Source organism: Pedobacter westerhofensis, assembly GCF_900182595.1.
Lineage (GTDB): Bacteria > Bacteroidota > Bacteroidia > Sphingobacteriales > Sphingobacteriaceae > Pedobacter > Pedobacter westerhofensis.
In genome coordinates, this window is sequence record NZ_FXTN01000009.1 from 26,888 (window position 1) to 42,569 (window position 15,682).

The window sequence follows — 15,682 nt, forward strand, 5'->3', positions numbered from 1 at the left end:
CCTCTTCTGCGATTGCATCCTGCAGGAGAGAGACTGCATCAGCAGCAGTTTGTTCATTGGTTTTGCTTCTGATCAGCTGAAAATTGTAATAGTTGAATTTTGATCGTTCATAGCATTTAGGTTAATCGTTAAATCAAAACTAACAATTAAAACCTGAAGCACAAAATAAAATAAACTTAAAGTTACATATTGATTTATAAAATTAAATCAATGGGGGTCAAGGCAATCAGTGAAATCGCCCGGATATCCTGTAATTTTTCTGATTCAGCAATCTGATGTGCTGCGTTTTCCTGATTTCATATAAGCTGTCAGGATAGTACGAGAGTGTATCATTGGAAGTATACAGCGAATTGGAATTGCTGTTCAGGATCTGGATTTTGAAAATCTTACCTGCCCTGTACTGAATGTTCAGCAGTTTAACCGGCACTTTATCATTGTCTGCGGTATAAGTCTTGCTCAGGGAAGTCTGATCTGAAGTAAAAAGGCCTGCCCAGGCAGATTTATTGATATCTGCTTCAGAAAATGCAGACAGTTCCTTTTGCCAGTTGGCAATCTTTAACTTTTTACGCTCTTCGGTATTGTTTACCCTCACAGATTTATCGATCTCTGGGTCAAGCTTTTCAAGGCGTTTAACTTCTCCATCCATAAAACCCTTAAGATCAAAATATTGGAGAACTGAAGCTTGTTTTTTGGGAGCTGCGGAATCACAGCTCTCAAAAAACAAAACAGTCAGTAAAAGGAACATTGTATTCCTCATTATACTAAAGCGTTTCCTGTCATGATCGCAGGTTTTTCAATACCCATGATCTTAAGAATTGTTGGTGCTACGTCGCCTAGTTTACCATCAGCAATGCTGGTGTATCCGGTACCTACCAGAATACATGGAACCAGGTTAGTTGTATGTGCAGTATTTGCAGAACCATCGTTGTTAACCATAAATTCCGAATTTCCGTGGTCTGCCAGGATAATAAATGAGTAGCCATTTTCAAGTCCTTTCTTAACCACGGCTTCTGCACAGCGGTCTGCAGTTTCCACTGCTTTCACAACGGCCTCAAACACTCCTGTATGCCCAACCATATCCGGATTGGCAAAATTCAGACAGATAAAATCTGCCCAGCCGGATTCCAGTTCTTTAGTGATGGCATCGGTAATTCCCTGTGCGCTCATCTCAGGCTGAAGATCATAAGTTGCTACCTTTGGAGACGGGATCATAATCCTTTTCTCATTTTCAAAAGCCTGCTCCCTGCCACCAGAGAAGAAGAAGGTAACATGCGGATATTTCTCCGTCTCTGCAATACGGATCTGATTTTTATGATTTTTCTCCAGGATCTCTCCCAGGGTTTCAGTAAGGTCGTCTTTAGTGAAAATTACTTTTACATTTTCGAAGTTTTCATCATAGCTGGTCATCGTTACATAATATAACGGCAGTTTGTGCATATCAACTTCAGGGTAATCATTCTGGGTTAGCGCGGCAGTAATTTCACGACCCCTGTCAGTTCTGTAGTTAAAGCAGATGACAACATCATCCGGCTTTATTGTAGCGATGGGCTGATCATTTTCTGTAACTACAATAGGCTTGATGAATTCGTCAGTGATACCATCGGCATAAGATTTTTCAATAGCAGCAAGAGGATCGGCAGTATGCTCGCCAATGGCTCTGGTCATCACGTCATAAGCTTGTTTTACACGTTCCCAGCGCGAATCCCTGTCCATTGCATAATAACGGCCAATCAGGCTCGCAATCTTACCTGTAGAGGTTTTCAGGTGCTGGTCAAGGTCTTTGATAAATCCCAGCCCTGAATTGGGATCGGTGTCTCTGCCATCCAGAAATCCGTGTACAAAAACATTTTTCAGGCCTTTTTCATTTGCCGCATCACACAGTCCCTTTAAATGATTGATGTGGGCATGTACACCTCCGTCAGACACCAGTCCGATAAAATGAACAGATTTATTATTGGTCTTTGCATAATCAAATGCATCGGACAAAGTTTTATTGGTTTTGATCGATCCGTCGCTGATTGCTTTATTGATCCGGCCCAGTTCCTGGTAAACTACCCGGCCTGCGCCCAGGTTCATGTGTCCTACTTCAGAGTTACCCATTTGTCCTGCAGGCAAACCTACTGCTTCGCCCGAAGCTTCAAGCTTTGAGTTAGGATATTGTTTCAATAAAGAATCAAAGAAAGGAGTGTTGGCCGCATACGCTGCATCTGAATTATCCTGTTTTCCGTAACCCCATCCGTCGAGAATGAGGAGCATCACTTTTTTATTGTCCATTTGAATAGTATTGATATTTCGCTGGTTTTTAAAACCTAACAAATATAGTCCTATTGAAGTTTGATCAATAATCTAAATGAATTTTATGATGTGTTAATGGCATAATTTGTGTGCAATTTTATTGCTATCTTTAGAATATGATAAGACCAATACTTCCGGCACTGATTATACTGACACAGATATTCTATCCTGTGGCCTTTCAGGGTGATATTGTGGATGCTTTATCTGCATTATTCAAGTCTGCAAATTCAAAAGAGATCAGCAAAAATTTCTCCACGTCGGTAGAATTAACAGTAAATGAAGAAGAAGATGTATACCCAAAAGCACAGGCGGAACAAATTATAAGAGAATTCTTTACAAAAAATCCACCGGTAAGTTCGGCGGTAGTTCACCTGATCAATACCAATCCAAATTACAGATTTGGAGTGATTGCGCTGAATACAAAAAACGGGAAGTTCAGGGTGGCGGTTACGCTGAAAAAAACAGCCAATACTTTTTTCATTACTGAATTAAGGATCGAACCGGAGAAATAATAACGTTAATTTATGTTAAAAATGCTATTTTTGATCTAAAATACTGATTTTGGATAAGAAATTAATAGACCTGTTTATAAAGAATGCTATCGCTGAAGATCTTGGTGATGGGGATCATACCTCACTTTCTACCATCCCGGCGGGTGCCAAAGGCAAAGCTAAATTATTGGTGAAAGAGGCTGGTATTCTTGCCGGAGTGGAACTTGCAATGGAAATCTTTAACCAGATAGATTCAACACTGCAAACCGAAATTTTCATCAGCGATGGTGATACCGTTGCCTATGGCGATGTTGCATTCACAGTTGAAGGCAGCACCCATTCCATTTTGCTGGCAGAGAGGTTAGTGCTGAACTGTATGCAGCGGATGAGCGGAATAGCAACAAAAACCAACCGTATTGTGAAATCACTGGCAGGTTATGAAACCAGGCTTCTGGATACACGCAAAACAACACCCGGACTGCGTTACATTGAGAAATGGGCAGTTAGAATAGGCGGGGGGGTGAATCACAGGATTGGCTTGTACGATATGATCCTGATCAAGGATAACCATGTAGATTATGCCGGCGGCATTGCTAATGCAATTACGGCCGCAAATCAATATCTTGCTGACCAGGCAAAGCAGCTTGAAATCGAGATTGAGGTACGAAATCTGGATGAACTGAACCAGGTACTTGAAGAAGGAAGGGTAAGCAGGATCATGCTGGATAATTTTAATTTTGATGATCTTCGTACAGCTGTACAGCTGATCAGCCATCGTTATATCACAGAAGCTTCCGGAGGAATTACCGAAGAAAATGTAACAGCGTATGCAGACTGCGGGGTGGATTACATTTCGATGGGGGCGCTAACGCACTCGGTTAAGAGTTTAGACATGAGTTTAAAAGCCTATTAAAGGTATGATATCTATCTTTTCTATTTCTGCCCTCATCCTGGCTTACCTCTGCGGGTCTATTCCTACTGCGGTTTGGATCGGACAGGCATTCTATGGTATCGACGTAAGGGAATATGGCAGCGGCAACGCCGGGGCCACCAATACTTTTCGTGTGCTGGGCAAAAAAGCCGGTATGGCGGTGATGACAATCGACATTGCCAAAGGTTATACGGCAACCAAACTTGCCTATTTTATAGGACTTTCTGTAACCGGCCCGCATAACTCCTCCCAGTTTGTAAATTATGAACTCGCATTAGGGGTAACAGCTGTAATGGGGCACCTGTTCCCGATATTTGCCGGATTCAGGGGCGGTAAAGGGGTAGCTACACTTTTTGGAATGATTTTGGCAGTCAACTTGCCGGCAGCAATGCTTTGTGTTCTTGTTTTTGTAGTGATTTTACTGGTAACCAAATATGTTTCCCTCAGCTCAATTTGCGCAGGATTTACCTTCCCGCTGGGAATTGTTTTTGTGCTGCACTCTACCATAAAATCGGAAGTGCTGTACAGTATGTGCGTATGTATTCTGATTCTGGTAACCCATCAGAAGAACCTGGAACGATTGCTCAAAGGCAAAGAATCTAAAGTGTACTTGTTTAAAAGAAACCAACGCTAGCTTTAGCTTTATAACCGCTGAAAGCAAGCGTTGAATGATGAAAAACTAACTAAATAAATACTGATGAAGAAGTTATTATTAACGGGTATTGTTTCGGCGATATTGCTGAATTACGGTTGTTCTACCGTTCCGCTTTCCGGAAGAAACAGAATAAGTTTTGTAAATGAAAGTGAGATGCAGACTGCCGCTGCCCAGAGTTATTCCACCCTGTTAAAAGCCCCGGAAACTAAGGTTTTAAATAATGCTGATGCCGTAAGGATCAGGAATATCGGTCAGAAAATTGCTGCTGCTGTTACTAAATATATGAATGCCAATGGATATGCTTCTCAGATTGAAGGATTTAAATGGGAGTTTAACCTGATTGACAGTAAAGAAGTAAATGCTTGGTGTATGCCAGGTGGTAAAGTAGCCGTTTATTCAGGTATCCTGCCGGTAACCAAAGATGACGCCGGACTGGCCACGGTAATGGGACATGAAATTGCACATGCTGTGGCACATCATTCCTCTGAAAGAGCTTCCAAGGCTGCAGTAGCCCAAGGCCTTGGCGGATTGCTGGGCGCTGCTACAGGCGGACAGTCGGCAGCAACACAGGGTGTGATCAATCAGGTTTATGGTATTGGTGCGCAGGGATTTTATCTGCTGCCCAATTCAAGGACACAGGAGCTTGAAGCTGATCATTTAGGCCTGATCTTTATGTCGATGGCGGGCTATAATCCTAATAATGCGGTAGGTTTCTGGCAGCGTATGGCTGCACAGGGACAGGCAGGGCAAAAACCATCTGAGTTTTTAAGTACCCACCCTTCTGATGCTACCCGGATTGCACAGATTCAGAAAGACCTTCCGGAAGCGCAGCGTTATTTTAATTCGCCGACAGGAAAGCCTGTAAACTAAAGCAAATTTTATACAGAGGGCCAGTTTTTACTGGCCCTTTAGTGTTTTACTAGCCCTTTAGTGTTTTACTGGCCCTTCAGTGTTTTGATGATCGCTGAAGCCTTTAACAGGCATTCTTCATATTCTGCTTCTGCGGATGAAGCATAGGTGATTGCTCCTCCTACCTGGAATGACAGGTACCGGTTACTTTCATTGTAAAGTATACTCCGTATTACTACATTGAAATCGAAATCACCACCGGGTTCAAAATAACCTAAAGTTCCGGAATATATACCTCTTCTGCTGCATTCAGTTTCTTCGATCAGTTCCATCGCACGGACTTTTGGCGCACCTGTCATGGAACCAATCGGAAAAGTGTTTTTTACTGCATCTACAGGATGTACATCGGGGCTGATCGTGCAACTGACCGTAGAGATCATCTGGTGTACCTGCGGAAAGGTATAGATGCCAAACAGCTCTTCTACTTTTACTGATCCTTTTACGGCACTTTTAGTCAGGTCGTTTCTTACCAGGTCTACGATCATCACATTTTCCGCCTGTTCCTTACTGTTATGATACAGCGCGGTTTTGATCTGCATGTCTTCTCCGGTATCGGAACTACGTCTTGCTGTCCCTTTAATCGGTTGTGAAAACAGCCGTTTGCCTCTCCTGCATAAAAAACGTTCCGGACTGGCAGAAAGGATATACTTATCCCCAATCTTAAAAAAACCTGAAAAGGGAGTGGGGGATATCTGGTTTAAGTGCCGGTAGACCTGATAGGGATCTATCGCCGCATTTTCTGCGAAGAACTCCTGACAGAAGGTGACTTCATAAATATCTCCTTTGGCAATAGCTCTTCTCAGCTTTTCTACTTTATAGAGGTATGCGTCTTTACCTATCCGTGGTGTAATTACAGGAATATCGTAAGAAGATGCGTTATAGCCTGGCAAGGTACTGATGGTGTTCAGCACTGCTGCGGAGCCAATCAGAACCTCTGCAACTCCATTTTTTACTGCAATCAGGTATTCAGGAACAAAGAAAAAAAGATCGGGGAAGCCAAGTTTGTTGTCATGGCCGGACTGCAGGTCTTCCAGCTCATCTTTCAGCTCATAGCTGAGCATTCCAAATATCCAGTCTGCATGTGTGTTGTAAAAGCTTTTTAATTCTTCAAAAGCATTTCCTTTTTGTGTATGCAATTGATGTGCTGTACCTGCAGCCAGCAGAAAATCATATTTTGAGTAGGGATCACTGCTGTATCCGTTTGTATCCAGGCAGCAGCAAACCTCAAACTGGTTTGCCCATTGTAAAGCCTGGTGTTTAAATACTGATAAGTCCTGTGTGTTCATTTTGCCCATGGAAATGAGGGGAAATAAATAAGGCGGCAATCAGCCGCCTTATTTATACGTTGACCCTAGCTTAGGATCAGTGTCTGTACCCTGTCAGGGCCAACAGAAAGGTATTTTACAGGTACTTCAAGTTCCTTTTCCAGGAAGGCGATATAATCAGCCAGCTGTGCAGGAATTTCATCCACCTTTGTGATTTTAGTAATATCTGTTTTCCAGCCTTCAATTTCCTTTAAAACCGGAGTTGGTTTGATGGAGATGATATCGTACGGCATATAATCGATCTTTTCACCATTGTGTTCGTAATGCGTGCAGGCATAGATGGTATCAAAACCACTCAGCACATCCGCTTTTGTCATTACCATTTCTGTAACACCGTTCAGCATGATCGCATATTTCAAAGCAGGAAGGTCAATCCATCCGCATCTGCGCGGTCTGCCTGTGGTAGCGCCAAATTCATGACCTACCTGGCGCAGGTTTTCACCCACTTCATCTTCCAGTTCAGTAGGGAATGGTCCGCTGCCCACACGTGTGCAATATGCTTTAAATATGCCCACTACGCTTCCGATTCTGTTCGGGGCAATCCCCAGGCCTGTGCAGGCACCGGCAGTAGTTGTATTGGATGAAGTTACGAAAGGGTAAGAACCGAAGTCGATATCCAGCAGCGTGCCCTGTGCGCCTTCTGCCAGTACTTTTTTGCCTTCTTTCAGGTAACCATTTACAAAATGCTCACTGTCAACATGAGGAATGCTTTTCAGGAATTCCACAGCTTCAAAGAATGCAGCCTCTTTTTCTTCCAGGTCGTATTCAAAGTTATAATGCGAAAGCAGTTCCTTGTGTTTTGTTACCAGCTTGGTATAACGTTCTTTAAAATCAGGAAGGGTAGTATCTCCCACACGTAAACCGTTACGTCCGGTTTTATCCATGTAAGTGGGGCCTATACCTTTGAGGGTAGAACCGATTTTATCCTTGCCCATTTTCTGCTCATTGGCAGCATCCAGCAACTGGTGCGTTGGCAGGATTAAATGTGCTTTGCGCGCGATTACCAGTTTGCCTTTGGCAATTGGATCATGGCCGGCAGTTTTCAGGTTATCTAATTCTCTTTTTAAAATGATGGGATCAATTACCACCCCATTACCAATCAGATTCATGGTTTTCTCGTTAAAAATACCTGATGGAATGGTATTCAGAACAAATTTTTTGCCATCAAACTCTAAGGTGTGGCCGGCATTCGGTCCGCCTTGAAAACGAGCTATCAAATCATATTGCGGACATAAAACGTCAACAATTTTTCCCTTGCCCTCATCGCCCCATTGCAGGCCAAGAAGCACGTCTACTTGCGTCATTATTTTAAATTAAGAAAAGATTATAATTGTGTTGTTGTTAACTTGCATTCTTGATTTCTTCCTTGTTTTTGATGGTGGCTTTGGCAGAACAGTCAAAGCAGGTACCATACAAATTTAAAGAGTGGTGTTTAATATCAAACTTTAGTAAATCACCTACCATGCTCTGAATCTGGTGGATACGCGGATCACAGAATTCGACTACTTTTCCGCAATCGATACAAATAATATGATCATGCTGATGGTAACCGTAAGACTTTTCGAATTGGGCCATGTTTTTTCCAAACTGATGTTTGGTAACCAGGTCACAGGAAACAAGCAGCTCCAGGGTATTATACACTGTAGCTCTGCTGACCCGGTATTTCTGGTTCTTCATATGGATATAGAGTGTTTCTACATCAAAATGGTCATCTCTGGAATATATTTCTTCTAAGATCGCAAAACGCTCAGGCGTTTTTCTCAGACTTTTATTTTCGAGGTAGGCTTCAAATATTTTTCTAACCAACTCGCTGTTGTGGTGTGTAGACATAGTTTTAAAACTCCTTTCAAAGGTATCAATTTTTAAATAGAACTATACGATTTATTCAATTTTTTAGGCATCAAAACGTGTAACCCCTGTTACGCCCTTCACTTCCAAAAGATTTTTGATCAGGTTGTCAAGATGCTCTTTATCATTTACAAAGATCATAATTGACCCGTCAAATATACCATTATCAGTATCCACGGTAATAGAACGCATGTTTACCTTAAAGTCATTGGAGATCACCTTTGTAATATTGTTGATCAGACCCACGTCATCAATCCCTACGATATGCAGGCCGGTCAGGAAAGTAAGTTCCTGGGCCTTGTTCCACTTGGCCTTTACCACGCGGTAACCATAATTGGCCATCAGCTGCGCGGCGTTGGGGCAATTGGTACGGTGGATCTTGATGCCCTCGCTTACCGTTACGAAACCAAATACATCATCGCCCGGTATCGGATTACAGCATGCTGCCAGGGTATAATCGATTTTCTGCAGATCTTCCCCGATCAGTAATATATCTGATTCAGGTCCCTTCACTTTGTTTAAAAGTGCTTCGATCTGCTGGCCGTCACTTCTTTCCGCACCTTTATTTTCGATCTCTTTTTCACTGGCAACGTACTCTTTCAGGTCTTTTAATTCAATTTTACCATGTGCAACAGCGATAAACAGTTCCTGTGTAGAGGCAAGTTTGAAAAAATAGCTTAGTTTATTCAGGTTATCCGTATTGTAAGTGATCTTGAGGGATTTCAGCTTACGTTCAAGGGTTTCTTTTCCCTCCTCGGCAATTTTCCTTTTCTCCTCTTTAAGGGAAGATTTTATTTTAGACTTGGCTTTTGCCGTGACCACGATATTCAGCCAATCTTCTTTTGGCGTTTGTTTGCTGGAGGTGATGATCTCCACCTGGTCGCCATTCTGCAGTTTGTAGGAGAGTGGTACCAGCTTGTGGTTTACCTTGGCGCCTATACATCGCGCGCCCACATCGGTGTGTATCTCAAAAGCGAAATCCAGAGCGGTAGCACCAAGAGGCAGCTGAATAAGTGCGCCCTTTGGGGTAAAGATAAAAATCTCATCCGAGAAGAGGTTCATCTTAAAATCATCAAGGAAATCCAGCGCATTGGCTTCAGGGTTGTTAAGCATTTCACGAACTTTCATGATCCATTGGTCAAGTCCGTTGTCATTGCTGGACTCTTTGTATTTCCAGTGTGCGGCAAATCCTTTTTCGGCAATCTCATTCATCCGCTGTGTGCGGATCTGCACTTCAACCCACTGGCCTTTCGGTCCCATTACGGTAGTATGCAGGGATTCATACCCGTTTACTTTTGGCGAAGATACCCAGTCCCTTAGCCTGTCCGGATTAGGGCGGTATAGGTCGGTCACAATAGAATATGCTTTCCAGCAATCTGCTTTCTCATTTTCCGGTGTGCTGTCCAGCACAATCCTGATGGCAAACAGATCATAAACCTCTTCAAAAGGAATATTCTTCTTTTTCATCTTGTTCCAGATGGAGTGGATCGACTTAGGGCGGCCGTATATATTGGCAACAAAGCCCTGTTCGGCCAGAATTTCATTAATAGGATCTACAAAACGTTTTACAAATAGCGTACGTTCTGCTTTTTTCTCATTGAGCTGGGTAGCAATAAACTTATAGGTATCTGGTTCCAGGTACTTCATGGACAGATCTTCCAGTTCTGATTTGATAGCGTAAAGTCCCAGGCGATGGGCCAGCGGTGCGTAGAGATAGATCGTTTCAGAGGCAATTTTCAATTGCTTATGCCTTGGCATAAAGTCCATCGTACGCATATTATGCAGCCTGTCTGCCAGCTTGATAAGGATAACCCGCACATCATCAGCTAAAGTAAGCAGCATTTTTCTGAAGTTCTCTGCCTGCAGTGAGCTGTTATAATCGAATACCCCGGCAATCTTGGTGAGGCCGTCGATAATTTTAGCGGTTTTCTTGCCAAATTCCCTTTCGATATCTTCGAGCGTGATGTCTGTATCTTCCACTACATCATGCAGCAGCGCGCATACGATAGAAGTTGTTCCCAGTCCGATCTCTTCGGCAGCAATCTGTGCCACAGCGATAGGATGGTAGATATAAGGCTCGCCGGATTTTCTGCGCATCTCCTTGTGGCTTTCGAGCGCCATGTCAAATGCTTTCCTGATTTCCTTTTTATCCCCTTTCTGCATGGTTGGTTTACAGGCACGCAAAAGTGCCCGGTACCGCTTAAGGATTTCCTGCTTTTCTGCTTCTAAATCAATCACTAAGGTGTTCTTCATTTGTATTATTTTCGTAATAATTCTGGGTAGTCTACCGTTTAAAGTTATATTAGATAAGTTATAAACCTAATGTATTAAATTTACTTTAACTTTGTGGGAGTATAAATTTATGAAATTTTGCAGGTTATTTATTCTGTTATTTGTCATTATTACCACAGAAAGGCTAAATGCTCAGGAAAATCCTGCGTCTTATAAGTTTCCTCCCCGGGGCAAGAATGATACAATCAGGGTAGCTTCTACAAATGATAACGGCGAGATGATCCCATGGATGTCTCTCCATGAGGTAGTTATCTATGCTGAAAGGATATTTAAGTCCCCCGCAGACCGTGCTGCATACAACCGGCTCCGTTATAACGTTCTGAAAGTCATGCCCTATGCGCTTTTTGCAAAAAGAAGATATGAACAGCTGGAGAGAGACCTGGCTTCAACTACAGACCGCAAAGAACATAAGAAACTGGTGAAGCAGTGCGATGAAGAAATCAAGCAGATGTTTAAAACTGAGATCAAAGAGCTTACGATCACACAAGGTCAGATACTCACCAAACTGATCGACCGCGAAGTTGGCCGTACTACCTATGAAATAGTCAAAGAAACACAGGGAGGCGTAAAAGCCTTTCTCTACCAGTCGGTAGCCCGGGTTGTTGGCCACAATTTAAAAAGCACTTACAACCCCGAAGAAGAAAGAGATATTGAGGCCATTATTGCCTCATCAGGATTTTACCGTCAATAAGATTAAAACAATGACAGCCGGTGTGCTGTCTGATAAATAAAGAATATTACATAAATGAAGTTAGATATACTTGTATTAGCTGTCCATCCTGATGACGCTGAATTATGCTGTTCCGGTACTATATTAAAACATATTGCAATGGGAATGAAAGTAGGGATTGTAGATTTTACCAGGGGAGAACTTGGTACACGCGGAACTGCTGAAACAAGAGACGAAGAAGCGGCCGACTCGGCACGGATACTGGGATTGCATGCCCGCGAAAACCTTGGATTTAGAGATGGCTTTTTTAAAAATGATGAATCCCATCAACTGGAAGTGATCAGGATCATACGTAAATATCAGCCGGAAATTGTACTCAGCAATGCCTTGCATGACAGGCATCCGGATCATGGACGTGCAGGTGATCTTGCCAATGATGCCGTTTTCCTGTCGGGATTACTAAAAATCGAAACCTTTGAAGAGGGCATTGCCCAGCAGCAGTGGAGACCAAGGTTGCTTTTGCAGTATATCCAGGACAGGTATATTCAGCCAGATGTAATTATCGATGTTACACCCTATATGGAAACCAAACTGGAGTCGATCAGGGCCTACAAAACCCAGTTTTTTAATCCTGAGGTTGAAGGGCCCGCAACTTATATCTCATCGCCTGAATTTTTGGAAAGTGCCATTGGAAGAGCCAGAGAATTTGGTAAATCCATCGGCACCACCTTTGCTGAAGGCTTTACATCAAGGAAGCTCCTTGGGGTTGACAGCCTGTTTGATCTGCGGTAATACTTCCGCCAGGGGTATGAAAGCTGATTTATTTTAGATACTTCAGCGATAACTCCTGAATTTTTCTCTTATTTTGGGATAAATAAAAAACTAAATGAAACCTGCTTAGGATTTTCTTACAAAAATCAAAATCTTGCGCAAGCTTCATAACCGCTAATAATCAATAAACACTGATGAAAAAATTACTGATATCATTAATGATAGCCTCTCCGGCACTGGCATGCGGCCAGAATGGCGAATTTACGGTCAATGGAAAAATTGGTACCCTTAACTCTCCTGCAAAAGCATATTTAAATTATGTGGCAGACGGTAAGCAGGTAATGGATTCTGCTGTGATCACCAAAGGTTCTTTTGTATTCAAGGGAACTGTTTCCGGCCCCACCATGGCCCGTATTATTTTGGATCACAATGGCGAAGGGTTAAGGAAACTTGGCAGGGCTGCCGATAATGAGATTGTGTATCTTGAACCTGCAAATATTACCGTGACGGCCAAAGATTCTGTGAAAAATGCTGTTGTTACCGGATCAAAACTGAACGATGAAAATGCAAGCTATTTGAAATCTATAGCCGGACCGGTTGCAAGTATCACTGCGCTGAACGCAGAGTACAGTGCAGCACCGGAAGCAAAACAAAAGGATCAGGCTTACAGAGATGCGATGCAAGCCCGTTATAATAAATATGCTGCCGAACTGAATGCCCTACAGGCAGATTTTGTTAAGGCCAACCCTGATTCGTACATCAGTCTGGGCGCTTTACGTGAGATTTCCGGCGAAGGAAGTATAGATTTTGCCAAAGTTGATCCTTTATACAAAGGATTGTCTGATAGAATACGCGGTACCGCAGCAGGGATTGAAATAGGTAAAAGCCTTGAGGCTGCAAGATCAACTTCAGTAGGGGTGATGGCACCTGATTTTACACTCAATGATGTTAACGATAAACCGGTAACATTGTCTAGCTTACGTGGTAAATATGTGCTGCTTGATTTTTGGGCATCATGGTGCGGACCATGCCGTGCAGAAAACCCCAACGTTGTGCTGGCTTACAATAAATTTAAAGATAAAGGTTTTACTGTTCTGGGGGTTTCTCTGGATCAGCCCGGCAAGAAAGATCTGTGGCTGGCCGCAATCGCCAAAGATGGTTTAACCTGGACCCAGGTATCTGATCTTAAATTCTGGAACAGCAAAGCTGCCCAGTTATACGGAATCAACAGTATTCCTCAGAACTTCCTGATCGATCCTTCGGGAAAGATCGCTGCAACAAATTTAAGAGGCGAAGAGTTACAGGCTAAGCTGGCTGAATTATTAAAGTAGGTTCCTTATTGCCTGAACAGGCCTTAAAATATAAAGACATTGCTGTACATCCGGCAATGTCTTTTTTATTATTGAAAAGGATGTTTTGTTAACACCACGTTACCTACTGCACTTTTCTCATACATGGCCACACAGGCTTTATTGAAGGAACTTTCAAAGTTGATGTTTCCCGGCGAGAGAAATAAAGGGGCAGCCGTTCCTTCCAGGAAATAATAAACCTTGGTTGTCCCGCCTTTGTGATGGGGCTTGTAATTTCCATATGTTTCCATCTCAGACCATAATGTGTCTTTTACTGTAACGGAGAAAACATACTGAACCGGCCCGGTATTGTTTTCATTCCTGTATTCTGCAACCTGCTTGAACCCGGCCTTCAGGTCTCCTGCTCCGGGCTGAAAAAATGTGCCTTTCAGCATCCATGCAACCAGAAACAGGACCAGTACGACCAGTAAAATATTTATTTTTTTATTTCTCATAGTGTTGCTAAAATTTTATCCATGACCTCCATGCCAAGGTCGATATGGTGTTTTTCGATGATCAGTGCGGGACGGAAACGTATGGTTTGCTGACCACAACCGAGGAACATCGTATGGTGCTCCAGTCCTTTTGCGATGAACGTATTGCGCATCGCCGCAGTAGGGAAATCGAAGGCACATAAAAGGCCTTTGCCCCTTACATTACTGATCTGATCATACTTTATGGCAAGGTTTTCCAGCTGATCTTTCAGATATTGCCCTACACTGGCGGCATTGTCACATAAATTATCTTCCTCAATGATCTGCATAATCTGTGTTGCCCTTACCATATCTACCAGGTTTCCGCCCCAAGTAGAATTTATTCTCGAAGGTACTCTAAATACATTGTTTTCCACTTCATCAACCTTGTTGCCAACCAGGATTCCGCAAACCTGCATCTTTTTACCAAAAGCCAGAATATCGGGGCGTGCTTTTTCACTGAAGTGCTGGTGGCACCAGAATTTACCTGTTAGGCCTACACCTGTCTGCACCTCATCATAGATGAGGAAGGCTTCATTTTCATCCGCAATGCTGCGGAGCTGGATCAGAAATTCTTCACGCAGGTGATTGTCACCGCCTTCCGACTGGATAGGTTCTATAATGATCGCACAGATATCATCTTTGTGCTCTGAAAAGGCTTTTTTAATCTGGGCGATGGACACTTCTTCAGAATGGACAGCCTGTGCCAGATGATTACCTTCCAAAGGAAAAGTTACCTTCGGGACAGAAACCCGCGGCCAGTCGAACTTCGCAAACCATTTGGTCTTTTCGGGCGATGTATTCGTCAGGCTCAGGGTATAACCGGTCCTTCCATGAAAAGCCTTCTCAAAATGTAAAACCTTAAATCCCTTTTCTTCCCTGTACCCCCTGGCAAAGTTTTTCTGAACTTTCCAGTCCATAGCAACCTTGATGGCATTTTCAATTGCAAGCCCGCCTCCTGCAATAAAAAAAGCATGCGGCAGATACTCTGGAATGCCAATCTTACCAAAAGTTTTCACAAACTGGGCATATTGCTGAGTATATACATCCGAATTGGAAGGATTGGCCATTGCTGCCAGCAGCAGATGATGTTTAAAGTTTTCATCATGCAGCATCTTCGGATGGTTATATCCAAGGGGCACGGATGCAAAACAAGTGAAAAAATCAAGTAGCTTACGATTGTATTTTGAGTCATATAAATATGCCCCCTGGCTTAGGCCCATATCGTAAGTCAGATCAAATCCATCAGCTAAAACATGCTGGCCCAGGGTTTCATTAACCTGGTCTGGAGGGACGGTAAGTTGGTACATAGTTTTATAATTTGGTTCGTATCAAATGTAGTAAAAACCGCCTCAATAACAAATCTGGAGCATATTTTGGGTGCTTAAGCAAAAAACTAAGCCTAAATCGTTTAAAGTTGGTTTTCCCTGAGAAATATCATTTATGTACACAAATGTTGGTACGTTATTTAAATTAAATAATTTCCATGTTGTGCCATTTACTTAACAAAAGTATCGTTTCAGGCGCTGTTTATCTGCTTGTGCAGATGGGTAAAGGGTAAAATGTTTATTTATTTTTAATTCCTCTAAACTTTATTTAATTTTATAGCTTATCAAAGCAGACAAAAGCCTGTGGTTGAGCCAGGAATATACTACTGCAGCGATTGAGAAAAA

Annotated in this window: 15 protein-coding genes; 7 read left to right on the plus strand and 8 right to left on the minus strand. The window is 42.7% G+C overall.

Translation table 11 applies throughout. The features are described 5' to 3' along the window. Positions 1 to 226: 226 nt before the first annotated feature. Together FN831_RS17335 and gpmI are read right to left on the minus strand one after the other, a co-directional pair. Positions 227 to 646: a hypothetical protein gene (locus FN831_RS17335; RefSeq protein ID WP_142529457.1), complete on the minus strand. Its 420-nt coding sequence runs from the start codon at positions 644 to 646 to the stop codon at positions 227 to 229. A 110-nt stretch (positions 647 to 756) separates the two neighbouring features. Beyond that, positions 757 to 2,274, minus strand: coding sequence for a 2,3-bisphosphoglycerate-independent phosphoglycerate mutase (gene gpmI, locus FN831_RS17340; protein ID WP_142529458.1), 1,518 nt, complete (start codon positions 2,272 to 2,274; stop codon positions 757 to 759). A 137-nt stretch (positions 2,275 to 2,411) separates the two neighbouring features. Here gpmI and FN831_RS17345 point away from each other — a divergent pair, with 137 nt between their 5' ends. The 4 genes from FN831_RS17345 (at position 2,412) to FN831_RS17360 (ending at position 5,242) form a co-directional block, all read left to right on the plus strand. Beyond that, entirely contained in the window at positions 2,412 to 2,807 is a 396-nt protein-coding gene (locus FN831_RS17345) for a DUF4783 domain-containing protein (protein ID WP_185960520.1), read from the plus strand. Between the two features lie 49 nt (positions 2,808 to 2,856). Further along, positions 2,857 to 3,699, plus strand: a complete 843-nt coding sequence (gene nadC / locus FN831_RS17350) for a carboxylating nicotinate-nucleotide diphosphorylase (protein ID WP_142529459.1) — start codon at positions 2,857 to 2,859, stop codon at positions 3,697 to 3,699. A 4-nt stretch (positions 3,700 to 3,703) separates the two neighbouring features. Then, complete coding sequence (gene plsY, locus FN831_RS17355; protein ID WP_142529460.1) at positions 3,704 to 4,351, plus strand: glycerol-3-phosphate 1-O-acyltransferase PlsY; 648 nt, start codon at positions 3,704 to 3,706, stop codon at positions 4,349 to 4,351. 63 nt (positions 4,352 to 4,414) lie between these two features. Continuing rightward, complete coding sequence (locus tag FN831_RS17360) at positions 4,415 to 5,242, plus strand: M48 family metallopeptidase (RefSeq protein WP_142529461.1); 828 nt, start codon at positions 4,415 to 4,417, stop codon at positions 5,240 to 5,242. A 65-nt stretch (positions 5,243 to 5,307) separates the two neighbouring features. Here the strand turns inward: FN831_RS17360 and FN831_RS17365 are convergent, their stop codons facing one another. From FN831_RS17365 to FN831_RS17380, 4 genes are all read right to left on the minus strand, one after another. After that, positions 5,308 to 6,567 carry an anthranilate synthase component I family protein gene (locus FN831_RS17365; protein ID WP_142529462.1) on the minus strand — a complete coding sequence of 420 codons (1,260 nt, stop codon included), beginning with the start codon at positions 6,565 to 6,567 and terminating at the stop codon, positions 5,308 to 5,310. Between the two features lie 65 nt (positions 6,568 to 6,632). Further along, positions 6,633 to 7,910 carry an adenylosuccinate synthase gene (locus FN831_RS17370; protein WP_142529463.1) on the minus strand — a complete coding sequence of 426 codons (1,278 nt, stop codon included), beginning with the start codon at positions 7,908 to 7,910 and terminating at the stop codon, positions 6,633 to 6,635. A 37-nt stretch (positions 7,911 to 7,947) separates the two neighbouring features. Then, positions 7,948 to 8,436 carry a Fur family transcriptional regulator gene (locus FN831_RS17375; RefSeq protein WP_142529464.1) on the minus strand — a complete coding sequence of 163 codons (489 nt, stop codon included), beginning with the start codon at positions 8,434 to 8,436 and terminating at the stop codon, positions 7,948 to 7,950. Between the two features lie 63 nt (positions 8,437 to 8,499). Then, positions 8,500 to 10,707, minus strand: a complete 2,208-nt coding sequence (locus FN831_RS17380; RefSeq protein ID WP_142529465.1) for a RelA/SpoT family protein — start codon at positions 10,705 to 10,707, stop codon at positions 8,500 to 8,502. A gap of 109 nt (positions 10,708 to 10,816) precedes the next feature. Here FN831_RS17380 and FN831_RS17385 point away from each other — a divergent pair, with 109 nt between their 5' ends. The 3 genes from FN831_RS17385 to FN831_RS17395 all read left to right on the plus strand — a co-directional run bounded on the left by FN831_RS17385 (position 10,817) and on the right by FN831_RS17395 (position 13,518). Continuing rightward, on the plus strand, positions 10,817 to 11,437 hold the full coding sequence (locus FN831_RS17385; RefSeq protein WP_142529466.1) for a DUF4294 domain-containing protein: 621 nt from the start codon (positions 10,817 to 10,819) through the stop codon (positions 11,435 to 11,437). 54 nt (positions 11,438 to 11,491) lie between these two features. Beyond that, positions 11,492 to 12,208 carry a bacillithiol biosynthesis deacetylase BshB1 gene (gene bshB1, locus FN831_RS17390; RefSeq protein WP_142529467.1) on the plus strand — a complete coding sequence of 239 codons (717 nt, stop codon included), beginning with the start codon at positions 11,492 to 11,494 and terminating at the stop codon, positions 12,206 to 12,208. 173 nt (positions 12,209 to 12,381) lie between these two features. After that, positions 12,382 to 13,518, plus strand: a complete 1,137-nt coding sequence (locus tag FN831_RS17395) for a TlpA disulfide reductase family protein (RefSeq protein ID WP_142529468.1) — start codon at positions 12,382 to 12,384, stop codon at positions 13,516 to 13,518. 68 nt (positions 13,519 to 13,586) lie between these two features. Here the strand turns inward: FN831_RS17395 and FN831_RS17400 are convergent, their stop codons facing one another. Both FN831_RS17400 and lat read right to left on the minus strand, forming a co-directional pair. Continuing rightward, positions 13,587 to 13,991 (minus strand): hypothetical protein, encoded by a 405-nt coding sequence (locus tag FN831_RS17400; RefSeq protein ID WP_142529469.1) that lies wholly within the window; start codon positions 13,989 to 13,991, stop codon positions 13,587 to 13,589. Beyond that, entirely contained in the window at positions 13,988 to 15,319 is a 1,332-nt protein-coding gene (gene lat, locus FN831_RS17405) for an L-lysine 6-transaminase (RefSeq protein WP_142529470.1), read from the minus strand. Before lat ends, FN831_RS17400 begins: the two co-directional genes overlap by 4 nt. Positions 15,320 to 15,682: the final 363 nt, after the last annotated feature.